The organism is Kytococcus sedentarius, from assembly GCF_041937525.1.
In the GTDB taxonomy this organism is placed as follows: Bacteria; Actinomycetota; Actinomycetes; order Actinomycetales; family Dermatophilaceae; genus Kytococcus; species Kytococcus sedentarius_A.
On record NZ_CP169391.1, the window covers coordinates 746,405 to 767,852 of the forward strand.

Genomic DNA, 21,448 nt, shown 5'->3' on the forward strand with positions numbered 1-21,448 from the left:
CGTGATCCTGCCACCGCGGACCCCGGGGGGCTAGGGTGCCGGCGGCAGCCCCCAGGCGGGGTCGGGCTGGAAGGACTCCCATCCGTCGCAGAAGGGGGACCCCCAGGCATCGATCACCGCCTCGGCCTCGTCGGCCACGGCCTGGATGCGGGTGGCCTCGTCGGGTGTGAATCGACCCTGTTCCACCGCCAGCTCCAGCTCGTCCTCGTCCTTGCGTGATGCGTTGCGCTGCGGATCGACCACGACGTCGAGCACGAGGTCGTCACTCATCGTCCGCTGTCCCTCACGCACGTGCGGTTGCTCGATGTTGACGTACCACCCGCGGAACTCGTGCGTCCCCGGGGCGAACAGCAGCCACACGGACCACCACTGCCCAGGGGTCTGGATGCGCAGCACGCCCTGGGTCTCCCACACCCTCGGCGCGACCACGCGGGGGGCCGTGAACAGGGTTGCGGGATCACTGCGCACTGGCCGCCCGTCCGCGCGCACTCGCTGCAGGGCGGGGGTCCCCACCGCGAGCCACGCCACCAGGCCGGCCTCGTCGTCGCGGACCACGCGCATGGGGTGCACCGCTTGGGCCGCCGGGGGCCCGTAGCACCAGTGGATGACCTCTCCGGGTTGCCAGAAGGTCATGTCAGCCCACCTTGAACGCCCGCACCGGCAGTCCGGCCTCCACCCCTGCTCGGCCCCCACCGCCGGCCAGGATCTGCGGGATGAACTCCGCCGGCACCGGGTGGTTCGGCAGCGCCGCGAGGTAGGCCTCGTGCTGCTCCAGCGAGGCCACTGCCGCGGCCACGTCGTGGGCCCCCACCTCGATCACCTGATCCGGGTCCGCCGTCCCCGTCACCAGCAGCCACGTGGTCGACCACGGCTCCAGCCCCTCGTCGTCCACCAGCTCGGGGAAGATCCACCGGTTGCCGGCGGCCGACACCGCATCGGCCGTGGACAGCCCCGCCACCCGGTGGTCGGCCTGGTTCACGCCCCACGGCGCGATGTCCGCCCACCCCATCGTCACCACGGCCTGCGGCCGCACCTGTCGGATCACCCGCGCGATGTCGCGCCGCAGCCCGAGCGTCAGCTCCAGCACGCCGTCCGGGTGGTCGAGCACGCGCAGGTCCTCCACGCCCACCTGCTCGCACGCCCGCTGCTGCTCGGCGGGGCGGATGCGGCGGACCTCATCGGGGTGGTCGGGCATGCCCGCCTCACCGTGCGTCAGCAGCAGGTAGGTCACCTCCACGCCTGCCGTGGTCCACGCCGAGACCGCGGCCGAGGCGCCGTACTCCATGTCGTCGGGGTGGGCCACCACGCACAGGACGCGCTCGAGGCCGGTGGAGTCGAAGAGGGGCAGCTCGCTCATGGCCCCAGCGTAGGGCGGGATGAACCGCGCCCACCCGGGCGTTGTCGCCGGACCCGATGAAGGAGCGCCCTTGACCCTGTCCGACCTCGCCACCCAGCACAGCCGCCTCGTTTCACTCGGCCTGGAGCTCCCGCCGCTGCCACCGACCCTGCGCGGTGACCTGCTCGTCATCGGCCCCGATGCGGTGAGCCTCGCCGACCTCGTGCCCCACCTGCGCCGCGGCGACCAGGCGGGCTTCGTCGTCGAGGACCTCACCGACCTGGCGGAGTTCGGCCCGGCGCCCGGCGTCGACCTGCCCGAGGCGCCGCTCTACGCCATCGAGGATCCGCAGCGGGGTGACGAGTACGCCAACCAGAGTCCCGATGAGGTAACGCCCGAGCTGGCGGCGCGCGGCCGCCAGCCGATGACCGCCGCCGAGGGGGTGTGCTGGGCGCTGCAGGAGCCCGACGTCATCGAGCGCAACCACTGCTTCATGACGCCTGGCTCGCGCAAGCCCGGTCGCCGTGCCGGGACGCTGGACAAGCGGGTGCCGGCGCTGTGGATCAGCAACGGCACGGGCCGCGATGGCGCCGACCGCAAGGACGCCCCCAAGCTGGGCTGGTGCTGGGCGGGCAACCGGCACACCTGGCTCGGCATCGCGTCGGTGGGGGCACGGACTGCGTGAGCGAGACTGGCGCCATGAGCTCCCCCACCTCCACCTGGCCCGGCCTGGACGACGACGGCGCCCACTCCCGCTGGTACATCCAGCGGATGCGGTCGCTCGCCGCCCGAGGGGAGGACCTGCAGGGCGAGACGCGGCTGTTCGACGTCCTCGCTCCGCGCGGTGCCCGCCTGCTCGATGCGGGGTGCGGCCCCGGTCGCCACGCCGGTCACCTCGCCCGCCTCGGCTTCGATGCGGTGGGCGTGGACCTCGACCCGGCACTGATCGCCGCCGCCCGCGAGGACCACCCGGACGGCACGTGGGTGGTCGCCGACCTGGCCACCCTGGACCTCGCGGAGCACGGCCAGCCCGAGCCCTTCGACGGCGCGATGCTGGCCGGCAACGTCCTGGACTTCGTAGCCCCCGACCACCGGGGCTCCGTGCTGTCCCGCGTGGCCGCGCACCTGGTGGCCGACGGGTTCCTGGTGGTGGGCTGTCGCACGAACACGGGCTTCGACACCGCCACCCTGGACGCGCTGCTGCCCGATGCGGGTCTGCACCTGGAGCACCGCTTCGCCACCTGGGACCTGCGGCCCTGGCAGGAGGACGGCGACTACGCCGTCAGCGTGCTGCGTCGCCGGGGCTGAGCTCGGCCGTCCGGCGGTCCCGGACGGCGAGCCACAGCATCGGCACCACGGCGACGGCGAGGGCCGCCCCCAGCAGGGACAGTCCGGCGAAGCTCGAGGCGGCCACGACGATGCCGGAGAAGGCGCCACCGGCGGCGCCCGCCAGGGCGATGAGGACGTCGATGGTGCCCTGCGTGCGGGCCCGGTTGGCCGGCACGGTGCCGTCGACCACCAGCGCCGTGCCCGAGATGAGGCCGAGGTTCCAACCCAGTCCCAGCAGCACCAGCGCGGCGACGATCCACCCCATCGACTCCCCCGGGGCGAACGCGGCCACGACGCCGGCCAGCAGCAGGGTGACGCCGGCTGCGGCGGCCATGGGCAGGCGCCCCACACGGTCGATGAGGGCGCCGGTCACCAGGGAGGGCAGGTACATGGCGGCGATGTGGAGGCTGATCACCAGACCCACGGCCCCCAGTGCGTGGTCGTGCGCGCGCATGTGAACCGGGGTCATGGTCATGATCGCCACCATGACCACCTGGGTCAGCACCATCACCCCAGCTCCCACCCAGGCCGTGGTGCGCACCGGCGGGACCGTGCCGGCCGGCGTTCCTCCGGGTGCCACCTCGGCCGTGGCGGCCGGGTCCGGGTCGGCGGGGGTTCCACTGAGTGACCGTGCGAGGAGGAAGGGGTCGGGCCGCAGCAGCACCAGCAGGGCCGCGCCGGCGGCGAGGTAGGCCACGGCGGCGAGCATGAACGGGCCGGCCAGCGGAGGGATGCCCCAGGCGCCGGCCAATCGCCCCAGCGGCTCCACCAGATTCGGCCCGGCGACGGCCCCGACGGTGGTGGAGACCAGCGCCATGCTCACGGCGGTGGCGCGACGCTGCGGGGTGGCCAGGTCCGTGCCGGCATAGCGGGCCTGCAGGTTGGTGGCGGTGCCGGCGCCGTAGACGAACAGCGCGGCGAACAGCAGCCACACCTGGCCCAGCACCGCGGCGAGCACCACGCCCGCTGCGCCGATGCCGCCGATGGCGAAACCGGCACCCAGTCCCAGCCGGCGGCCCCTGTGCTGTGTCACGCGTCCGACCAGGTAGGCCGCGAGCGCCGACCCCAGGGTCACCACGGCCACGGGGATGCCGGCCAGGCCCTGCGAGCCGAGCATCTCCTCAGCCAGCAGTGCACCCACGGTGGCGCCGGCGGCCAGTCCGGCACCGCCCAGCACCTGACTGAGCACCACCACCCGCAGGGTGCGCGACTGGACGGCCTCCCGCTCGGCGGCGGTGGTCACGCCGGGCTGCGTGGTGACACCGGGTGCACTCACAGGGGTTCTCCTTCGCGGGGGTGGTGGGGCCGTCGGTCGTGGGGCCGTCGGTCATCCTGCCCCACGGGCGGCACGCCACCTCACTCCGTGAGCGACGGGACCGGGCTGCGGTAGCTGTGACCGGTGGGTGTCGTGGTGACGACCGCGACCTGCTGGGGCGGACCCGGCTGCAGGACCTCGTCGGCGGTGGATCCCCTCGACCGAGCCCGCACCCGGTCGCTGCCCCGGAGCTGCCGGACCTTCCGCATCCATCCGCCGGCAGGGTCCGTGTCGCCAGCCTTCCCAGCGCCCGGAACCAGGACGGGGCGAGTGCCCCACCGGGGATGGTTCTTGGTCTGGTTGCAGCGGCTGCACAGCCCCTGACCGTTGTCGATCGACGTGGCGCCGCCCTCGGCCCAACCGACGACGTGGTCGGCCTCCCTGATCGTTGCGTCGCACCACGGGGTGCGGCAGAACCGGTCCCGGGCCACCAGCAGCTCGCGGTCACCCTTCGAGAACACGCGGCTCCGGGACTCCCGTCCCACGATGGTGCCGCGCAACGGATCCATGAGCAGCCGCCGCAGCGTCACCGCCGCAGAGTCCCGCACCATCCGGCGCGCCAGCGGTGCCGGTAGGGGGCCGTAACCGGTGAGGAAGGCTGGTTCGTCGTCTCGGGTCAGGCGGCCCGGCACAGCGCGGATGCTGCCTCCGCTGCCCACGCCCGCGCTGCTGCTGCGGGGGTCAACGGCCTCACAGGGCCCCTCCTTCCACGCCGCCCGCGCGGCGGTGCCACCGAAGATCGACCCTGCCGGCACCACGAGCTGGACCTCCAGCGGAACCGCATCGGCCGTGGCCTGCCCGGTGAGCCGCTCCACCAGGATGTCGGCCCGCAACTGGTCGATGCTGCGCTCGTCACCCACCGCGCGGCGCGAGCGGGCCTCCCGGTCGAGCCCGGCCCACACGGCCACGCCCTGCGTCGCCGGCAGGTAGGCCGTCAGCAGGGTCATCGTGTCCGGCTTGGGTTGGAGTCCCACCCGGCGGTCCTTGTGCGCCAGGGCCACCCGCTCCAGGGACCCCTCGGGGTCCAGCCGGTAGGCCTCGGCCTTCACGGCATTCGTCACCCGCCGGGGCGACAGCTCCTCCAGCCGCGGCGCGATCGTCTGGTCGAGCACCTGCCGGTGAGCAGGCGTCAGGTGGCTGGCGTGCGTCTGCACGAGTCGTGCCTGGTACTCGGTCGCCCGCCCCGCCAGCATCTCGGCAAAGGTGCACGGCAGGTCCCCGGACAACGTCTCCGCCAGCGAGGTGGTCTGCGAGCCCCGGTGCGGCGACTCCCGGCGGGCAAGTCCCACCATCGATGCGGTGCACTCCCCCGCCATCTCCTCCGGCACCCCGGCCTCGAGGTCCTCGAGCGTCTGGACCCGGCGCAGCTGCGCCACCGCCTCCAGCTGGATCGCGGCCACCACGTTGCGCAGCTCCTCGAGCTCCCGGATGGTGTCCACCAGCTCGGCCGCCGTGGTGCCCAGGTTCCTGCGCCGTCGCAGCAGGGCCGCGCGCAGCGGAACCCCCGGTGGCGCTCCCCCGCGCAGGTCGTCCGACGGCTCGTGCCCGGACCGTCCCTCTGACTGTTCGTCCATGGAATCCCCCTTCCTGACCACACGGTACCACAACACCTGTACGATGCACAAGGAAACAGGATTCTGTGGACAGGATCGCCTCAAGCCACCTACGAGACCATGGCCCCACCATGCCCTCGCCCTCCCGCATCGTCCTCGCGCCCGACTCGTTCAAGGGGTCGGCCACCGCGCGACAGGTCGCCGCAGCACTGCGCGACGGGATCCTCGGGGTGGAGCCGGCCGCCGACGTCCGCTGCCTCCCCATCGCCGATGGGGGTGAGGGCACCCTCGACGTGGCGCTGACCCGCGGTTGGCAGGGGCAGCGCGCAGCGGTGGCTGGTCCCTGGGGCGACCCGGTCGAGGCGCAGTGGGCGATGGCCCCGGGCGGGGACGAGGCGCTCGTGGAGCTGGCCGCGGCCTCCGGCATCGCCCTGCCGGTCCAGGCCCACCGGCCGACCGACGACGCCACGCGCGCCCTGGCCGCCTCCAGCCGGGGAACGGGCGAGGTCATCGCCGCCGCACTCGATGCGGGGTGTCGCCGGGTGGTCGTGGGCGTGGGCGGCTCGGCCTGCTCCGACGGCGGCCTGGGGATGCTGCGCGCGCTGGGGGCCGTGGTCCGCGACCAGTCCGGACAACAGGTCCCCGACGGCGTGGTCGGCCTGGAACGCGCCGCCTCGGTGGACCTGGCCCCGGCCCGCGAGCTCCTGACGGGCGTGGAGCTGGTGCTGGCCGCGGACGTCACCAACCCGTTGGTCGGGCCACAGGGTGCCGCGGCGGTGTACGGGCCGCAGAAGGGGGCCGATGAGGACCGTCGACCGCATCGAGACGGCGCTCGCCCACTGGAGGGACGTGCTGACGCGCGCCGGCACGGACCCTGCGCACGGCCCGGCGCGGGGGCGGCCGGCGGGGTGGGCTTCGCGCTCCTGGCGCTGGGCGCGCGGCGTGTCTCGGGGGTGGAGCACCTGCTGGACCTCGCCGGCATCGACAGCGCGCTGCGAGATGCCGACCTGGTGGTGACCGGTGAGGGACGACTGGACTCCCAGACGCTGCACGGCAAGGCGCCGGCGGGCGTGCTCGGGCGCGCCCGAGCGGCAGGTGTCCCGGTGGTGGCCGTCTGCGGGACGAGCGCGCTCACCCCCTCGGAGCTGCGGAGGGCGGGTTTCGACCGAGTCCTGGCGCTGACGGACCGCGAGCCCGACGTCGCGCGCTGCCTGGCGGACCCGGTGCCGCTGCTGCGCGAGGTGGGGCGGGACCTGGCGCGGGGGTGCCAGGGACACGCCTGACGGGCCATCCCGGGGACGACCGCGTGGCCGCTGTCGATCTGCTGTCATGTCACGCACCGCCTCTGGACCGGGCCCCCCGGCCGTGGTCGAATCCCCAGAACGACCCCGAGTCCCCGGGGTCGTGGACCCCTCACGCCGGGCGGCATGTCCCTCCGCCTGTCGCGACGGTGACCCCTGCTGCCCAGGAGCACCCGTGAAGCACCCTTCCCTCCCCCTCGTCCTGGCGGGCGTCCTCGGACTGTCCGCCACCGCTGTCGCCCAGGCCCAGCCCGCCGGTGACCTCGCCCCCTCCGCGCCGGTCCTCTCCGCCGGCGCCGAGGCCGCGCCCGATGCGGGTGACGTCACCTCGGACGCGTCCACCCGGGCCACCCGCAGCTACCGCGTGACGGCAGCCTGGCTCACCGTGCGCACGGGTCCCACGACCTCCTACTCCTCGCTCGGCGCCCTGAGGAAGGGCACGGTCGTGAAGGGCACCAAGCAGTCCAACGGGTGGGTGCGCTTCACCCACAACGGCCGCACCGCCTACGCCTCGGGCCGCTACCTGCAGGCCACGAGCACCGCCCCGACCCCCACCGGCACCGTGGTGCGCCACGTCAAGCAGCGCACCGGTGACCTGTTCGTGGACGTTTACTCCCGGCGTGTCGCGTCCTCGGCCCACGAGGCGCACTACCTGCCGCGCGGCGGCATGGTGAAGGGCACCATCGAGGGGAACTGGCTGAAGATGGCCCCCAACCGGTACGTGCCGCTGTCGGACCTCACCACCGCCGCGAGCTCGCACACGGGCTCCAACGGACGTCACCACCCGTCCACCCTGTGTGCCGTGCAGGGCAGCGACGTCGCCCCGCACGTGTTGTTGGCCTGCGATGCGGTGAGTCCCCTCAAGGGCCTGAACCGCGCCTACAAGGCCCGCTTCAACGAGGACCTGCCTTGGGACGAGTGCTATCGCACCTACGACACCCAGGTGGCCTACCGAAGGGCCTTCGGGAGCAAGGCCGCCGTGCCGGGCTACTCGAACCACGGGTCGGTCAACCGCCCGGCCTGCGACGTACCCGAGGACGCGCGCAGGTTCGGTTTCGGCACCGCCCGCCACACTTGGCTGCTGGCCAACGGTCCGCGATACGGCTGGGTGCACCCGTCCTGGGCCAAGCCGTGGGGCAAGAACCCCGAGTACTGGCACTTCGAGTACGCCGGCTGAGGCGGACCGCCGGCGCCAGGGGCAGACTGACCCCATGCCGAGCACCCTCGAGCTGGTGACCGCCTCCCGCCACCGTCCGCAGGACCTGTTCGACCTGTCGTTGGACGTCGGCACCCACGTCGACTCGATGCGGGGATCGCGCGAGCAGGCAGTGGGCGGGGTCACCCAGGGGCGGCTCGGCCCGGGTGACACGGTCACCTGGCGTGGGCGGCACCTCGGGGTGTACTTCCGGATGACGGTGCGCGTGACCGTTTTCGACCGGCCGCACCGGTTCGTGGACGAGCAGGTCTCCGGCCCGTTCCGGATGTTCCGTCACGAGCATCTGTATGAAGCCGCGAACGGCGGCACGCGCATGGTGGACCGCATCACGCTGGCCTCCCCGGTGGGCGGTCGGCTGGTGGAGCGAGGGCTGCTGGTGCCGCACCTGCGCCGCATCGTGGCCCAGCGCAATGCCGTTCTGGTGGCCGAGCTCGACCGGCGGGCGGCGCATCGGGCGGGCTGAGCCGCCAGCACTCCCTCAGCCTGCGGCGGCCAGCTCGTCGTCCACCCACGTCTGCCGCGCGGCCCGCCAGCCGACGAGCCCGAGGAGCACCCCGGAGCCGGCCATGATCCACAGGACCGCGGACACGCTGCCCGTGGCGGCCACGATCGAGCCCACCAGCAACGGGCCGACGGCCGCGAAGATGTAGCCGACGGGCTGGACGATCCCCGACAGCCGCGCCGTCACCAAGGGGTCGCGCGTCCGCGCCGGCAGGAGCGCGATCACCATCGGGAAGGCGAAGCCACCCACGCCCAGGATGGCCGCCCACAGGAGGGCCAGGGAGCTCGGGGCCACCAGCAGCCCCAGGTAGCCCACGGCGGTCAGGGCACCACAGGCCAGTGCGAGCGCAGGCAGGGAGGGTGCCCGCTCGATGATGGTGGGCATCACCCAGCCGCCGATCACCCCGGCTGCGGCGATGAGGGCCGTGTAGAACCCGGCCATCCCAGGGGTGACGCCCCCCTCGGTGTAGATCCGGGGCAGCCACCCGAACTGCGTGTAGGCGTTGGTGGACTGCAGGGCGAACATGGCCGTCAGGGCCACCGCGGTCGGCGAGCGCCAGATGGTCACGTGCTTGGCGTCGGTGGAGACGGCGCCGCGGGGGAAGTCGTGGCCGGTGCGGCGGGCCACCACGGCCCAGATCACCAGCGGCACCAGGGCGATCAGGGCCCAGGTGAGGATCGAGCCGCGCCAGAGGCCACCGGACGGGTCGGCCCCGTGTCCGATGGCGGGGAGCGACCCGGCGCCGGGCAGCTGTGTGAGGGGCACGGCCAGCATCGCCCCGGCGGAGCCGCCGATGGACAGCACGGCGACGTAGACCGCCATCAGGCGACGCAGCTGGGTGCCGGAGCTGTGCCGCTTGATCCACGCCGGGACCAGGACGTTGCCCAGGGCACCACCCATGAGGGCGACCACGCTGAGGGCGAGGAAGATCGTCATCGTCCCCACGAGGGGTCGCAGCGCCAGGCCGATGAACGACAGGGCGAGGGAGGCGACGATCGCACCGCCCAGCCCGAGCCGGCGGCCGATGGGGACCGCAGCCAGGCCGAGCACGCCGAAGATGAAGGGCGGCAGCGCGGTGAGGACACCTGCGCCGATGCCTCCGCCGCCGAGGTCCTCGGACATCTCGGGCAGCAGCGGGCCCAGCGAGGTGGCGGCCGGGCGCAGCATCAGGGCCACGGTCGCGACGGCCACCAGGGCCACGACCGGACCCACCGGCAGACGACGCGTTCTGCTCGGTGGGGAGGTCATGGGGTCAGACTAGGAGGCGGCCTTCTCGAGCGATGCCAGCGACTCCTCCAGGAAGTCCACGCCGAAGGCCGGCAGGGGCACTTCTGCGCGGAACCAGGCGGGGGCGTCGGTCCAGTCGTAGGTGAGGGTGACGTCGGTGCCGCCGTCCACGGGCGCGAGCTCGTAGTGCCAGGTCCACCAGATGTCCTCGGGCAGCTCGCCGTCCCTCAGCTGTCCCGGCGCCCAGGCGATGACCCGCTCGGGCTCCAGCGCGATCACCCGGTTGTGCATGACGTACGGCTCCCCGTTCTGCGGGAATCCCATGTTCATGCCGAACACCTGCCCCACCTCCGTGAGCGGTGCGGGGTCGATGGCGTCACGCACCCAGTCGCCGGGCTCCGTCTCCTGGTGGCGTGCGGGATCGCTCAGGACGGCCCACACGGCAGCCGGGGGCACCGGCATGCGACGGGTGGCGGACATGACTTCACGCTCTGTGGTCATGGGCCCATGGTGGCCTCGCCGGGCGGGGCTGTCACTCCCCCATCCTCGGCGTCGGGCTCGTGTACCGGTGTCCCGTGGGTGTGGTGGTCACGACCGCGGCCTGGCTGGCGTGCTCCCTGGCCGCGGCCAGGATGCGGGTCCTGCCGGTCGGTTCCGTGCCACCCTCCGCGACGGGTTCCGCCTGCCAGCGCGGATGGTTCCTGGTCTGGTTGCACTGGGTGCACAGCCCCTGACCGTTGCCGGTGCTGGTCGGTCCCCCGCGGGCCCAGGGCTCCACGTGGTCCGCCTCCCGGATGGGCGCGTCGCAGTACGGCGTCCGGCAGGTCCGGTCCCGCGCGATGAACAGGTCCCGGTCGCCCTGCGAGAACACCCGGCTCCGGCTGGCCCTGCCGACCACGATCCCGGTGACCGGGTCGGCCAGCAGCGTCCGCAGCCGAGCCTTCTCGGCACCCGGATCAGGTCGCGAGCCATCGGCGCCGGAATCGGCCCGTACCCGCTGAGGGTCGCCGGCTCGTCCGCACTGGTCAGCGCCTGCAGCACCTCCGCGTTGCCGAAGGCCGTGCCCGCGGGGGTCACCAGCTGCACCTCCAGGGGCACCGCATCGGCCCTGGCCTGTCCCGTCACCCGCTCCACCAGCACGTCGGCACGCACCTGGTCCAGGCTCCGCTCGTCACCGGCGGCGCGAGCAGCCCTGGCCGCCCGGTCCAGCGCACCCCACACGGCCACGGCCTGCGGGGCGGGCAGGTAGGCGGTCACCAGAGCCATCGTGTCCGGCGTGGGGCGCATGCCCACCCGCCGGTCCTCGTGGGCCAGCGCAGCGTTCCGGGTGTAGCCCACAGGGTCGATCCGGTAGGCGTGCGTCTTCACCCGCGCCGCGACCTGCCGTGCCGAGAGGTGCTCCAGCTCGGGCGCCATCAGCTCGTCCACGCGGGCCCGGTCCTCCGGCCCCAGGAAGCGGCTGTGCCGGTCCACCAGCTCGGCCTGGTACTCACTGGCCCGCCCCTCCAGCAGGGCCTGCCGACAGGCCGGCAGCTCGTCCGCCAGCCGCTGCGCCAGGTGCACGTCACGCACTCCCCGCCGTGGGGGCTGCCGCCGGGCCAACGCCACCTGTGACGCAGTACAGGTGCCGGCCTGCTCCTCGGGCACGCCGGCCTCCAGGTCCTCCAGGGTCTGCTGCTCGACCAGCCGCACGATGGCAATCATCTGCACCGCAGCCACGGTGTTCCGGAGCTCCTCCAGCCCTCGGACGAGGTCGACCAACTCTGCGGCCGTCCCTCCCCCGCCACGGTCCAGGCGCTGCTCCATCGCCCGCAGTTCCGCCTGCAGGTCATCCACTTCCATGGGCCCTCCTCCCATGACACCGCACCCTCGACAGGTCCGAGGCGTCCCCGCGATGTTGCGACAAATGTACCACAACACGCGTACTGAAGCGCGCCCCTGTGGACGACCCCACCGACCACCTCACCCCGCCCCGACCGACCCCACAGCCACCGCCGAAAACCCCTTGTCCCCCACGCGCCCCACACCTACGCTCGCCCCATGGACTCCTGAGCCCCCGCCCACCCCGCGCCGCGGCACGTGCCCCGCGGGGTCCGAGCCTGCTCCCGGAGACCCATGACCTCACCCCTGCACAACCCCGATTCCCCGCACACCGCCACCCCGTCCAGCGACCACCTGCGCCTCGACGGCATCTCCCGCACCTTCCCCGACCGCCGCGTCCTCACCGACGTCTCGCTCACCGTCCCCGCGGGCACGGTGGCCGCCCTCATCGGCGAGAACGGGGCCGGCAAGTCCACCCTCCTGCGCATCGCCGCCGGACTCGACGCACCCGACACCGGCACCGTCCACACCACCGGCACCGTGGGCCTGCACCACCAGGAACCCCCGTTCGGCCGCTCGATGACGGTCGCCCAGGTCCTCTCCGATGCGGTGACGCCCGTCCGCGCGCTCGTCACCGCCGTGGAGCGCGCCGGGGAGGCCGTGGCCGCCCAGGGCGCCGACGCAGACGCCGGCTCGCCCTCCGACGCCGAGGCCCACCTCGCACGTGCCATCGCCGCGGCCGACCGGGCCGGCGCCTGGGAGCTCGACCACCGCATCGACCGGGTCGTCGACGGGCTCGGCATCGCGGCCCTGGACCGTTCCCGCCCCGCCAGCGACCTCTCCGGCGGCCAGCTCGCGCGCCTCTCGCTGGCCTGGTTCCTGCTGCGGGCTCCGGACACCCTGCTGCTCGACGAGCCCACCAACCACCTCGACGACCGCGGCTGGGAGCTGCTCGCGGGTCTGCTGGGCCAGTGGCGCGGGCCAGTGCTCCTGGCCAGCCACGACCGCGCGTTCGTGGATGAGGTGGCGACCGTCCTGTTCGACCTCGACCCGGTGCCCCTCCCCCACGCCCAGGTCGCCGCCGACCACGACTCCCCGGGCTCCGGCTTCGGTGTCGCCCGGTTCACCGGCCGCTGGAGCGACCACCTCATCGAGCAGCGGGCCGCCCGCACGCGGTGGGAGGAGCAGTTCAGGACCGAGCAGAAGGAACGCCGCCGGCTCCAGCAGCGGCACGCCGACGACCACACAGTCGGCCGCCCCGAGCGCGGCCCACGCACCGAGGGCCGCGGCGCCAAGAAGTTCTACGCCGACCGCAACGCCAAGGTCGTCGCCCGCCGCCTCAACGACGCCGCCACCGCACTGGAGCGCCTCGAGGAGAACCAGGTCCGCAAGCCGCCGCCGGAGCTGCGCTTCCGCGCCCTGGAGGGCATCGAGCGCCGGGTCTCCCGCTCCGGTCCGGTGCTCACCGCACAGCAGGTGGCCGTCCCCTGCCGCCTGGCCCCCACCAGCCTCGCCCTGGGTGCCACCGACCGGCTGCTGGTCACGGGCCCGAACGGCTCCGGCAAGTCCACCCTCCTGCACGTTCTCGCCGGTGACCTGGACCCGACCACCGGCTCCGTCAGCACCCCGGGCGGCGCCCGCATCGCCCTGCTCACCCAGTCCCCCACGCCGCGGGCCGACGGGGACACGCCCCGCACCGCCTACGAGCGCGCCGTGGGCCGACGCACCGCCGATGAGGTGCCGCTGGCCACCCTGGGCCTGCTCGCCGGGCGCGAGCTCGACCGCCCGTTGGCCTCCCTGAGCGTGGGCCAACGCCGCCGGCTGGAGCTCGCCGTCGTGCTGGCCGCCCCGCCCGACGTGCTGCTCCTGGACGAGCCCACCAACCACTTCTCCCTGCGCCTGGTCACCGAGCTGGAGGAGGCCCTGACCGGCTATCCCGGAGCCGTGGTGGTGGCCAGCCACGACCGGTGGCTGCGCGGGCGGTGGGCCGGCGAGGTGCTTGACTTGGCCGGGTGACGCCCTCCTCCGCCGCCGACCACGAAGACTCGCCGCAGCGGGAACGCGTCGACGCAGGCAGCGGGTCACCCAGCGGGTGGGGGCGACTGCTGGGCGGCCTGGCCCGCACCCGGCTGGTGCGCGCCGCGCGGCGGTACCTGTTGGCCCACGGCAACGTCTACGCCGGTGGCGTGACGCTCTCGGCCCTGATCTCCCTGGTGGCCGCGCTCACCCTGGCCGTCACCGCCTTCCGGATGGTCCTGGGGCGCCGCCCCGAGCTCTTCGAGCGCGTGGTCGATGCGGTGAACGGCACCTTTCCCGGGCTCCTGGGTGACGGCGCCGGAGGGGGCGTGCTCACCGCATCGGACCTGGTGATCGACGGCGGGCTGACGCTGGCCACCCTGGTGACCGTGCCGGTGCTGCTGTGGACCGCCACGAACGCGATGACCTACCTGCGCATCTCCATCCGCGCCATGTTCGGCCTCGCGGCCGCCCCGCTGCACCCGGTGCGGGCCAAGCTGTGGGACCTGGTGGGCATCCTGCTGCTGAGCACGTCGGTGGTGGTCACCGCCATGCTCTCCAGCGCCGCCACCTCGGCCGCGCGTTTCGTGCTGGACCGCGCCCACATCGATGCGGGGACCGACCTCACGCTCCGTCTCGCCGCGCTGGGCGCGGCGTTCGTCGTCGATGCGGTGACCATCGCCCTGCTCTTCCGGGTGGCCGCCAAGGTGCGCACCCCCTGGGCGCAGCGGTGGCGCGGTGCGGTGCTGGGTGCGGCCGGGTGGGGCGTGCTGCGGGTGGCGGGAACCAGCCTCATCGGCACCTGGGACAACCCGCTGGTGGTGTCCTTCGCGAGCCTGGTCACGCTCATCGTGTGGATCAACCTGGCAGTGCGGTGGGTGCTGTTCACCGCGGCGTGGACGGCCGACCCGCCGGCGCCGCAGTTCGCCGAGGCGGAGGACGTCCACGCCCGGGAGATCCCCAATTACGTCACCCGCGCCGCGCCGCACACACTGCTGTGGCCGCACCACCGGGTGACCGGGGCCATCATCGGGGAGCAGGACGCCACGCCCGGGGCCGGACCGGAGCGCCCCGCCGACTGACCCGGACGCCCGGCACGCGGGGCCCGGGGACCTTCATCGGATTCCCAGCCACCGGCCCTACGGTGCCTCCATGGCCAATGACGTGCCCATGACCTCGATCGACCTCGTGATGGCCCTCGCGGGGGACGACGTGGAGGAACGCGATCCCGATGAGGTGGCCCGCGCCATCGGTGCCCGGCTCTCGGAGTTCCGGCTGCGCTACAAGTTCGCCCTGGACGAGGTGCTCACCAAGATCGACATCCTGGCCGAGGAGGCCGAGGCGCGGGGGACGCGCGGCCCCATCGAGCACGTGAAGCACCGGGTGAAGTCGTTCGACTCGATCCTGCACAAGATGAACCGACTGGGCTGCGGGCCGGACCTGGACGTGGTGGCCCGCGAGATCCGCGACATCGCCGGCGTGCGGGTGACCTGCCCCTACATCGAGGACACCTTCCGTCTGGCCGAGATGCTCATGGGGCAGCCCGACCTGACAGTGCTGGAGACGAAGGACTACATCTCGCACCCGAAGCCCAACGGATACCGATCGCTGCACCTGATCGTGACCGTGCCGGTGTTCCTGGCCGAGGAGACCCTGGAGGTGCCGGTGGAGATCCAGATCCGCACCATCGCCATGGACTTCTGGGCCAGCGTGGAGCACCAGATCCGGTACAAGTACCACGACGAGGTGCCCGATGACGTGGGCGAGACCCTCCGGGAGTCCGCCGTCACCGCGTGGGAGCTCGACCGGCAGATGTCCGGCCTGCGGCAGACCGTGCGGGCCAAGGAGTCACGGCCTCGAGCGGTGGCGGTCTCCCCCGCGGCCGATGTCGTGTCCGAGCCGGCAGCGCCCGGCGATGCCGCCTGAGCGCCTCCACCCCGGGCTGAGCGCCGCCCAGCAGGCCCGGCTCGACGCCTGGCTGCCCGGCGCACAGCTGGTGGCCGACCAGTCGTGGACGGAGCTGGGCCAGCGAGCCGTGCTGTGGGTGCGGGCAGGGGACGCCGACCTCATCGTCAAGGCGGGGTTCGAGGGCGATCACCACATGGAGCGTGAGATCACCGCGCACGAGCGGTGGTTGGCGCCGCTGGTGGAGCGGGGTCGGGCGCCGCAGATGCTGCACGCCGACCGCGCCCAGCGGATGGTGGTGACCCGCCGGCTGCCGGGCGAGCTCGTCCAGGGGCACGATGCCCAGGACCAGCCCGACACCTACCGCCAGGCCGGTGAGCTGCTCGCGGTGCTCCACGGTCAGCACGTGGAGGTGGACCACTCCTTCGAGGCCCGCGAGAACGCCAAGTCCCTGGACTGGTTGAGCCGGCCGCACCGCACCGAGGAGCCCCTGGCCGGGCGCCTGTGGCACCTGGTGGCGGGCTGGCCCGCACCGGCGGTGAGGGTGGTGCCGGTGCACGACGACGCCCAGCCCCGCAACTGGCTGGTGCACCAGGGGCAGGTGTCCTTCATCGACTTCGGCAAGGCGACGCTCAAGCCAGCGGCCCTGGACCTCGGGCGGCTGGAGCACCAGGACTTCGCCCGCGACCCCGCGCTGGAGGCCGCTTTCCTGGAGGGGTACGGCAGCGACCCGCGGGTTGAGGGTGCGCCCGATGCTGGCTGGTGGAGCCGGGTGCAGGTGCGCGGCGCCATCGGGCAGGCCGTCTGGGCGCACCAGGTGGGAGACCGCGCGTTCGAGGACGCAGGGCTCGCCATCCTGCGCCGGCTGCTCGGCTGACCACGAAGTGGTGAAGTGACCCGGCCGCTGGACAAGCAGTGGTGAACAGCCCGCTCAGCGGGCCTTCCGGCACTCCTTGTCGACGTAGTGGTGAAGTGACCCGGCCGCCGAACAAGAAGTGGTGAAGTGACCAGGTAGCCCAGCTCAGCCGAGCTGCACCGGCAACAGTCCCCGCGGTGTGGTGCGCGCGATGTCCGCGAGCGCCGCATCGAGCTCACCGAACTCCCAGGTGAACCCGCTGTCCAGCAGCACCTCGGGGTGCACCCAGCGGCTCTTGAGGACGAGCTCCGGCTCGGTGCGGATCACGCGCCCACCGAGTCCCAGCATCCACGCCGGTGTGGGCACACCTACCCGCTCCCCCAGCCCTCCGACGTGCGCGCGCAGGGTGCGCATCAGCTCGGCGTTCGTGACCGGGTGCGGCGTCGCCAGGTTCACCGGCCCGGCGATGCGGTCCTCGGCCAGCACGTGCCGCACGGCGCGGTACACGTCGTGCAGGTGGATCCAGCTGAACACCTGGCCACCGTCTCCCTGGTGGCCTCCCGCGCCCAGCCGGGCCAGGTTCACGATGGCGTTCAGCGCCCCACCGTTGCCGAGCACGATGGAGGTCCGCAGCGCTACCCGCCGCACCCCGGGGGCGTCCGCCGTGAACAGCTCGCGCTCCCAGGCCCGTGCGACCTCCACGGAGAACCCGGTGCCGAGCTCCCCGGTGACCTCGTCCTGCGGGCGGTCGCGTGCGTCGCGGTAGATGGTGCCGGTGGAGGCGTTCACCCACACCGGCGGCGGGGCGTCGCAGCGGGCGATGGCCCGCCCCAGCGCCGCAGTGGTCTGCGTGCGCGAGGAGAAGATCTCGTCGATGGTGGCCTTGGTGTACCGGCAGCTCACCGACCGCCCGGCCAGGTTCACCACCGCATCGGCGCCCTCGAGCAGACCGGTGAGGTCGTCCTGCCAGGTCGCATCCGCCCCGGACCGGCCGATGGTGCGCACGGTCACCCCATCGCCCGCGAAGGCCTGGGCCAGGTGGCGTCCCATGAAGCCCGATGCGCCGGCCAGGACCACGGTCCGCAGAGTGCTCATGCGTGCTCCCCTCGGGAACCACGGGAACCCGCCGAACCCGCCGAGCCCGCCGAACCCGCCGAGCCCGCAGCCCCGCCCGCGAGCCGGTCCATCAACCCCAGCGCGTCCTCGGTCAGGCCTCGCCCCACGGGGAGCCGGCTGAGCCGCAGCACTCGCGAGAGCAGGGGCGCCGCCCCATCGACCAGCGTCCGCGTGCGCTGCTGCTCGGGCGAGCTGTCCAGCACCCAGAAGAGCGTCACGCCCATGTACACCAGCCACAGCAGGTAGGGAAGGCGCTCGCCGACGGAGCCTCCGGGCACACCGGAGGACGCCCGCACCACATCGGCCATGAGCCCGATGGCGGCCTCACGCGCCTCGACCTGGTCGGGCCCGAAGGGGTTCACCGGTGAGCCGGGGGTCAGCGCCGCGGAGAGCATGGTGGAGCCGAACCCGTGGTACGGAGCGTTGGTGTCGAGCCCCCGGTGCAGCACGTGCGCCAGGTTGGTCTCCAGGCGGGCCCCCTCGCGGATGCCGGGCGCGGCCACCTCCCGGTGCTCCACCTGCAGCTGCCGGTACAGCTCCTGCACCAGCTCGTCCTTGCCGGCGAAGTAGTAGTAGGCGTTCGAGGGTGAGAGCCCCGCCTCGGTGGCGACGCGGCGCATGGTGGTGGCGGCGTACCCCTCCTCGCGGAAGAGGCGCAGGGCCGTGTCGAGCACCAGCTGCCGGGTCCGTTCTGACTTCTTGGCCATGCCGCCATCGTAGCGCTGATTTGAACATGTTCAACACCACGCCGGGCTCCATGAGCAAGCCCTCATGAACGCCTCACCGAGCCATCACACCGTCTCCCTAGCCTGACGACCACCTCGCAGGACCCCTCCCGCGAGGACGGACCGAGGAGAGCCATGACGCAGCGCCACCCCCTCCCGCACCACCGTCCGACGGGAGTCCCCCTCCCCCGCCGGACCCCGGTGCGGGGCGCTGGTCGCACCGCCGCGGTGGTGGGCTCGTGTCCGAACGGGCTGGCCGCCGCCGTGGCGCTGGCCCAGGCAGGCCTGGAGGTCACGGTCCACGAGGCCGCCAGCTCCCCCGGTGGGGCGCTGCGGTCGGCCCCTGCACTGGGGCCCGGGACCGTGGTGGACCTCGGCGCCGGGGTGCACCCCTTCGGGGTGGCGAGCCCGTTCTTCCGGTCCCTCGGGCTCGAGAGGCACGGGTTGGAGTGGGTGCACCCCGACCTCCCCCTGGCGCACCCCCTGGAGGACCGACCGGCCGCCCTGTTGCACCGGGACCTGCAGCAGACCGCCGAGGGCCTGGGGCCCGACGGCGCGGCCTGGCGCCGCCTCATCGGCCCCGCGGTGGCCGACTTCGACCGGATCGTCCCGGCGGTGCTGGGCCCGATGCTGCGCGTACCCCGCCACCCGGTCGCCCTGGCCCGCTTCGGCCTGCGCGGTCTGTCCCCGGCCACCCTGCTGTCCCGCGCCGCCTTCCGGGAGGACGCCACCCGGGCCCTGTTCGCCGGTCTGGCCGCCCACTCGGTGATGCCGCTGCACCACCCGTTGACCAGCGTGTTCGGCGTGCTCTTCGGTGCAGCGGGCCACGCCGTGGGGTGGCCGGTGGCCCGCGGGGGCTCGCAGGCCATCGCCGACGCGCTGGTGGCCGAGCTGGCCGCCCACGGTGGGCGGGTGGTCACGGGGTGCCCCGTCACCGACCTGCGCCAGCTCGCCGACGCCCACGGCCGGGCGCCCGACGTCACGATGCTGGACACGACCCCCGCCGCGGCCGTCGCCCTGGCCGGTGACCGCCTGGGCGACACGGTCCGCACCGGGCTGCAGGCCTGGCGCCACGGCCCGGGTCTGTACAAGGTGGACTACCTGCTGGACGGGCCCGTGCCCTGGGCCGACCCGCGGGTCGCCGGCGCCGGCACCGTGCACGTGGGCGGCACGATGGAGGAGCTCGCCACCGCAGAGGGCGCCACCCACCGTGGGCAGGACCCCGAGCGCCCCTTCGTGCTGGTGGCCCAGCAGAGCCTCTTCGATGCGGGGCGCGCACCACAGGGGAAGACGGTGCTCTACGCGTACGCCCACCTGGCGCCGGGCACCCGCCAGGCCGCCGGCCCCCTCATCGACGCGCAGATCGAGCGCTTCGCGCCCGGCTTCCGCGACCGGGTGGTCGCCCGGGTGAACAGCTCCCCGGCGGACCTGCAGGCGCGCAACGCCAATCTCGTGGGGGGCGACGTGGTGGGCGGGTCCATGGCCGGTACCCAGCTGGTGTTGCGTCCACGGCCCACCCTCTCGCCCTACGACCTCGGCCCGGGCCTCTACCTCTGCTCGGCCTCCGCGCCACCCGGCGGGGGTGTGCACGGCATGGCCGGTGCGCACGCCGCCGCCGCCGCGCTGCGGGACCTGGGCCTCACCCCGGAGCCCCTCACGCCATCCCCGATGACCACGCCCGTCCCCATCCCCCACCCGAGGAGTCGATGATGACCACACCCGAGGCACGCGCCAAGCGGGCCACCTACCTGGCCGGCACCGCCCTGGTGGCCCTGGTGGCCTCCCCCGTGGTGCAGAACTGGCGCCCCCGCGCCGAGCGCACCGACGACTTCCCGCTCTCCTACTACCCGATGTTCTCCGCCAAGCGGGGCGCCACCGGCACCGTGCACCACCTGGTGGGCATCGACGCCGAGGGCACCGAGCACGTCCTGCACTTCCGCCACGCCGGGTCCGGTGGTCTCAACCAGATCCGCCGCCAGATCACCCGCCGCGTCAAGCAGGGGCAGGCCGATGCGGTGGCCCGCACCGTGGCGGACTCCGTGGCCCTGAGTGGTGGCCGCACCGAGCGCCTCGTGCAGCGGGTGCAGGTGGTCACCAGCCGTCACCGCTACGACACCTTCTTCGGCGGGGACCGCACCCCCCGCGAGCGCACCGTCCGGGCCGAGGCCGTGGTCCCCCGCGATCCCGACGAGTCCGTGGCCCAGGTCGTGGCCGCGGTCGAGCCCGCCGCCGAGCACGAGTCGACCACCAAGCCCGCCGTCTGATCACGCACCCCTCCAGGAAGCAGCCATGCAGACCTCCCTCACACACACCTCCCCCCTCCAGCGGGCGCTGCGCGCCGTGCGGCGCCTGGCCGGCCAGCTCGACCAGCGGATCCTGCCGGCCACCCCGGCCACCCGCCCGGCGGTGCTGCGCATCGCCACGGGTGCCTACACCGCCTGGTACCTGCGCCCCCGCATCAAGATGTTCGCCAAGGTGCACCGCACCGATCCCTCGCTGTTCGCGCCGGTGGGCCCCTGTCGCATCCTGCGGCGTCCGCTGCCCCCGCGCGTGGCCGACGCGTTGGTGTGGGCAACGGTGGCCAGCGACGTGGCCTTCACCCTGGGCCTGCGCCACCGCGTGGTGGGCCCCCTGCACGCATGGCTGCTGCTGTGGACGCTCTCGTACCGCAACTCCTGGTCGATGATCTTCCACAACGACAACAACCTGGTGTTGCACACCGCCGTCCTGGGCCTCACCCGCAGCGCCGACGCCCTGGCGCCGGGCGCCCGAGCGGTCGGCGGTCCGGCCGGCAACTGGCGCTACGCCGCCCCGCACCGGGGCATGCAGGCACTGACCCTGGTCACCTACTGGCTCGCGGGAGTGGCGAAGGTCCGCAGCGCGGCCGGCTGGTCGTGGGTGCGTGGTGAGGGCATGCGCCGGCAGGTGGCCGCGGACGGTCTGCGCAAGGAGCTCCTGGGCTCCTCGGCCGGTGGTCTGGGGCTGCGGCTGTACCCGTACACGCGGATCTGGACCACGCTGGCCACCGGCTCGTTGCTGCTGGAGCTGTTCGCGCCGCTGGTGATGCTGGATCGCCGCGCCGGACGCCTCTGGGCGGTGGGTGCCTGGGGCATGCACTGGGGCATCTACCTGGTCATGAACATCACCTTCCGCCACAACCTGTCCGGGGTCATGTACCTGCCCTGGTTCCCGGTGGAGAAGGCGCTGGGCCGGCTGGGTCGCTGAGCCGT

Annotated in this window: 22 protein-coding genes; 13 read left to right on the forward strand and 9 right to left on the reverse strand. The window is 73.5% G+C overall.

Annotated elements, in window-relative coordinates:
• Window positions 1-30: 30 nt before the first annotated feature.
• Together ACEY2A_RS03465 and ACEY2A_RS03470 are read right to left on the reverse strand one after the other, a co-directional pair.
• Complete coding sequence (locus ACEY2A_RS03465) at window positions 31-633, reverse strand: DUF402 domain-containing protein (protein ID WP_374929484.1); 603 nt, start codon at window positions 631-633, stop codon at window positions 31-33.
• Window position 634: 1 nt separating this feature from the next.
• Window positions 635-1,357, reverse strand: a complete 723-nt coding sequence (locus ACEY2A_RS03470; protein WP_374929485.1) for a PIG-L deacetylase family protein — start codon at window positions 1,355-1,357, stop codon at window positions 635-637.
• A gap of 70 nt (window positions 1,358-1,427) precedes the next feature.
• On the opposite strand from ACEY2A_RS03470, the gene ACEY2A_RS03475 reads away from it, so the two are divergent.
• Both ACEY2A_RS03475 and ACEY2A_RS03480 read left to right on the forward strand, forming a co-directional pair.
• Window positions 1,428-2,021 carry a DUF5701 family protein gene (locus ACEY2A_RS03475; RefSeq protein WP_374929486.1) on the forward strand — a complete coding sequence of 198 codons (594 nt, stop codon included), beginning with the start codon at window positions 1,428-1,430 and terminating at the stop codon, window positions 2,019-2,021.
• 14 nt (window positions 2,022-2,035) lie between these two features.
• Window positions 2,036-2,644, forward strand: coding sequence for a class I SAM-dependent methyltransferase (locus ACEY2A_RS03480; protein WP_374929487.1), 609 nt, complete (start codon window positions 2,036-2,038; stop codon window positions 2,642-2,644).
• Here the strand turns inward: ACEY2A_RS03480 and ACEY2A_RS03485 are convergent.
• Window positions 2,619-3,941, reverse strand: coding sequence for an MFS transporter (locus ACEY2A_RS03485; protein WP_374929488.1), 1,323 nt, complete (start codon window positions 3,939-3,941; stop codon window positions 2,619-2,621). The genes ACEY2A_RS03480 and ACEY2A_RS03485 overlap by 26 nt on opposite strands.
• Window positions 3,942-4,021: 80 nt before the next feature.
• Window positions 4,022-5,554 carry a DUF222 domain-containing protein gene (locus tag ACEY2A_RS03490; RefSeq protein WP_374929489.1) on the reverse strand — a complete coding sequence of 511 codons (1,533 nt, stop codon included), beginning with the start codon at window positions 5,552-5,554 and terminating at the stop codon, window positions 4,022-4,024.
• A 110-nt stretch (window positions 5,555-5,664) separates the two neighbouring features.
• Here ACEY2A_RS03490 and ACEY2A_RS03495 point away from each other — a divergent pair, with 110 nt between their 5' ends.
• The 3 genes from ACEY2A_RS03495 to ACEY2A_RS03505 all read left to right on the forward strand — a co-directional run bounded on the left by ACEY2A_RS03495 (window position 5,665) and on the right by ACEY2A_RS03505 (window position 8,513).
• Window positions 5,665-6,816, forward strand: a complete 1,152-nt coding sequence (locus ACEY2A_RS03495; RefSeq protein ID WP_374929490.1) for a glycerate kinase — start codon at window positions 5,665-5,667, stop codon at window positions 6,814-6,816.
• Window positions 6,817-7,009: 193 nt separating this feature from the next.
• Entirely contained in the window at window positions 7,010-8,011 is a 1,002-nt protein-coding gene (locus ACEY2A_RS03500; RefSeq protein WP_374929491.1) for an SH3 domain-containing protein, read from the forward strand.
• A 34-nt stretch (window positions 8,012-8,045) separates the two neighbouring features.
• Window positions 8,046-8,513, forward strand: coding sequence for a cyclase (locus tag ACEY2A_RS03505; RefSeq protein ID WP_374929492.1), 468 nt, complete (start codon window positions 8,046-8,048; stop codon window positions 8,511-8,513).
• A 15-nt stretch (window positions 8,514-8,528) separates the two neighbouring features.
• Here ACEY2A_RS03505 and ACEY2A_RS03510 read toward each other — a convergent pair whose 3' ends face one another.
• Genes ACEY2A_RS03510 through ACEY2A_RS03520 form a run of 3 tightly spaced genes read right to left on the reverse strand, consistent with a single transcriptional unit; the run spans window position 8,529 to window position 10,677 of the window.
• Entirely contained in the window at window positions 8,529-9,800 is a 1,272-nt protein-coding gene (locus ACEY2A_RS03510) for an MFS transporter (protein WP_374929493.1), read from the reverse strand.
• 9 nt (window positions 9,801-9,809) lie between these two features.
• Window positions 9,810-10,259, reverse strand: a complete 450-nt coding sequence (locus ACEY2A_RS03515) for an SRPBCC family protein (RefSeq protein ID WP_374929494.1) — start codon at window positions 10,257-10,259, stop codon at window positions 9,810-9,812.
• Between the two features lie 52 nt (window positions 10,260-10,311).
• On the reverse strand, window positions 10,312-10,677 hold the full coding sequence (locus ACEY2A_RS03520) for an HNH endonuclease (RefSeq protein ID WP_374929495.1): 366 nt from the start codon (window positions 10,675-10,677) through the stop codon (window positions 10,312-10,314).
• 563 nt (window positions 10,678-11,240) lie between these two features.
• Between ACEY2A_RS03520 and ACEY2A_RS03525 the strand changes: the two genes are divergently transcribed.
• From ACEY2A_RS03525 to ACEY2A_RS03545, 5 genes are all read left to right on the forward strand, one after another.
• Window positions 11,241-11,393, forward strand: a complete 153-nt coding sequence (locus ACEY2A_RS03525) for a hypothetical protein (RefSeq protein ID WP_374929496.1) — start codon at window positions 11,241-11,243, stop codon at window positions 11,391-11,393.
• Window positions 11,394-11,894: 501 nt separating this feature from the next.
• Window positions 11,895-13,616: an ABC-F family ATP-binding cassette domain-containing protein gene (locus ACEY2A_RS03530; RefSeq protein WP_374929497.1), complete on the forward strand. Its 1,722-nt coding sequence runs from the start codon at window positions 11,895-11,897 to the stop codon at window positions 13,614-13,616.
• Entirely contained in the window at window positions 13,613-14,698 is a 1,086-nt protein-coding gene (locus ACEY2A_RS03535) for a YihY/virulence factor BrkB family protein (RefSeq protein ID WP_374929498.1), read from the forward strand. Before ACEY2A_RS03530 ends, ACEY2A_RS03535 begins: the two co-directional genes overlap by 4 nt.
• A 70-nt stretch (window positions 14,699-14,768) precedes the next feature.
• Complete coding sequence (locus ACEY2A_RS03540) at window positions 14,769-15,542, forward strand: GTP pyrophosphokinase family protein (protein ID WP_374929499.1); 774 nt, start codon at window positions 14,769-14,771, stop codon at window positions 15,540-15,542.
• Window positions 15,532-16,398, forward strand: a complete 867-nt coding sequence (locus tag ACEY2A_RS03545; protein ID WP_374929500.1) for an aminoglycoside phosphotransferase family protein — start codon at window positions 15,532-15,534, stop codon at window positions 16,396-16,398. The genes ACEY2A_RS03540 and ACEY2A_RS03545 overlap by 11 nt, the downstream gene beginning before the upstream one ends.
• A gap of 144 nt (window positions 16,399-16,542) precedes the next feature.
• On the opposite strand, the gene ACEY2A_RS03550 is transcribed toward ACEY2A_RS03545, so the two are convergent.
• Together ACEY2A_RS03550 and ACEY2A_RS03555 are read right to left on the reverse strand one after the other, a co-directional pair.
• Entirely contained in the window at window positions 16,543-17,472 is a 930-nt protein-coding gene (locus tag ACEY2A_RS03550) for a TIGR01777 family oxidoreductase (RefSeq protein ID WP_374929501.1), read from the reverse strand.
• Window positions 17,469-18,200 (reverse strand): TetR family transcriptional regulator, encoded by a 732-nt coding sequence (locus ACEY2A_RS03555; protein WP_374929502.1) that lies wholly within the window; start codon window positions 18,198-18,200, stop codon window positions 17,469-17,471. Before ACEY2A_RS03555 ends, ACEY2A_RS03550 begins: the two co-directional genes overlap by 4 nt.
• A 153-nt stretch (window positions 18,201-18,353) precedes the next feature.
• On the opposite strand from ACEY2A_RS03555, the gene ACEY2A_RS03560 reads away from it, so the two are divergent.
• The 3 genes from ACEY2A_RS03560 to ACEY2A_RS03570 are packed head-to-tail and all read left to right on the forward strand — an operon-like array spanning window position 18,354 to window position 21,443.
• On the forward strand, window positions 18,354-19,928 hold the full coding sequence (locus ACEY2A_RS03560) for a phytoene desaturase family protein (protein ID WP_374929503.1): 1,575 nt from the start codon (window positions 18,354-18,356) through the stop codon (window positions 19,926-19,928).
• Window positions 19,928-20,482, forward strand: coding sequence for a hypothetical protein (locus ACEY2A_RS03565; RefSeq protein WP_374929504.1), 555 nt, complete (start codon window positions 19,928-19,930; stop codon window positions 20,480-20,482). The genes ACEY2A_RS03560 and ACEY2A_RS03565 overlap by 1 nt, the downstream gene beginning before the upstream one ends.
• A gap of 25 nt (window positions 20,483-20,507) precedes the next feature.
• A complete protein-coding gene (locus tag ACEY2A_RS03570) occupies window positions 20,508-21,443 on the forward strand; it encodes a hypothetical protein (RefSeq protein WP_374929505.1) in 936 nt (311 codons plus the stop codon).
• The last annotated feature ends 5 nt before the right edge of the window (window positions 21,444-21,448 follow it).

What these genes read in the sequence shown, in the direction of transcription:
- ACEY2A_RS03495 (WP_374929490.1), top strand. Translation starts at nt 5,665, where the DNA reads ATGCCCTCGCCCTCCCGCATCGTCCTCGCGCCCGACTCGTTCAAGGGG.
- ACEY2A_RS03470 (WP_374929485.1), bottom strand. Translation starts at nt 1,357, where the DNA reads ATGAGCGAGCTGCCCCTCTTCGACTCCACCGGCCTCGAGCGCGTCCTG.
- ACEY2A_RS03555 (WP_374929502.1), bottom strand. Translation starts at nt 18,200, where the DNA reads ATGGCCAAGAAGTCAGAACGGACCCGGCAGCTGGTGCTCGACACGGCC.
- ACEY2A_RS03550 (WP_374929501.1), bottom strand. Translation starts at nt 17,472, where the DNA reads ATGAGCACTCTGCGGACCGTGGTCCTGGCCGGCGCATCGGGCTTCATG.
- ACEY2A_RS03480 (WP_374929487.1), top strand. Translation starts at nt 2,036, where the DNA reads ATGAGCTCCCCCACCTCCACCTGGCCCGGCCTGGACGACGACGGCGCC.
- ACEY2A_RS03505 (WP_374929492.1), top strand. Translation starts at nt 8,046, where the DNA reads ATGCCGAGCACCCTCGAGCTGGTGACCGCCTCCCGCCACCGTCCGCAG.
- ACEY2A_RS03540 (WP_374929499.1), top strand. Translation starts at nt 14,769, where the DNA reads ATGGCCAATGACGTGCCCATGACCTCGATCGACCTCGTGATGGCCCTC.
- ACEY2A_RS03465 (WP_374929484.1), bottom strand. Translation starts at nt 633, where the DNA reads ATGACCTTCTGGCAACCCGGAGAGGTCATCCACTGGTGCTACGGGCCC.
- ACEY2A_RS03530 (WP_374929497.1), top strand. Translation starts at nt 11,895, where the DNA reads ATGACCTCACCCCTGCACAACCCCGATTCCCCGCACACCGCCACCCCG.
- ACEY2A_RS03565 (WP_374929504.1), top strand. Translation starts at nt 19,928, where the DNA reads ATGACCACACCCGAGGCACGCGCCAAGCGGGCCACCTACCTGGCCGGC.
- ACEY2A_RS03510 (WP_374929493.1), bottom strand. Translation starts at nt 9,800, where the DNA reads ATGACCTCCCCACCGAGCAGAACGCGTCGTCTGCCGGTGGGTCCGGTC.
- ACEY2A_RS03560 (WP_374929503.1), top strand. Translation starts at nt 18,354, where the DNA reads ATGACGCAGCGCCACCCCCTCCCGCACCACCGTCCGACGGGAGTCCCC.
- ACEY2A_RS03490 (WP_374929489.1), bottom strand. Translation starts at nt 5,554, where the DNA reads ATGGACGAACAGTCAGAGGGACGGTCCGGGCACGAGCCGTCGGACGAC.
- ACEY2A_RS03570 (WP_374929505.1), top strand. Translation starts at nt 20,508, where the DNA reads ATGCAGACCTCCCTCACACACACCTCCCCCCTCCAGCGGGCGCTGCGC.
- ACEY2A_RS03545 (WP_374929500.1), top strand. Translation starts at nt 15,532, where the DNA reads ATGCCGCCTGAGCGCCTCCACCCCGGGCTGAGCGCCGCCCAGCAGGCC.
- ACEY2A_RS03515 (WP_374929494.1), bottom strand. Translation starts at nt 10,259, where the DNA reads ATGTCCGCCACCCGTCGCATGCCGGTGCCCCCGGCTGCCGTGTGGGCC.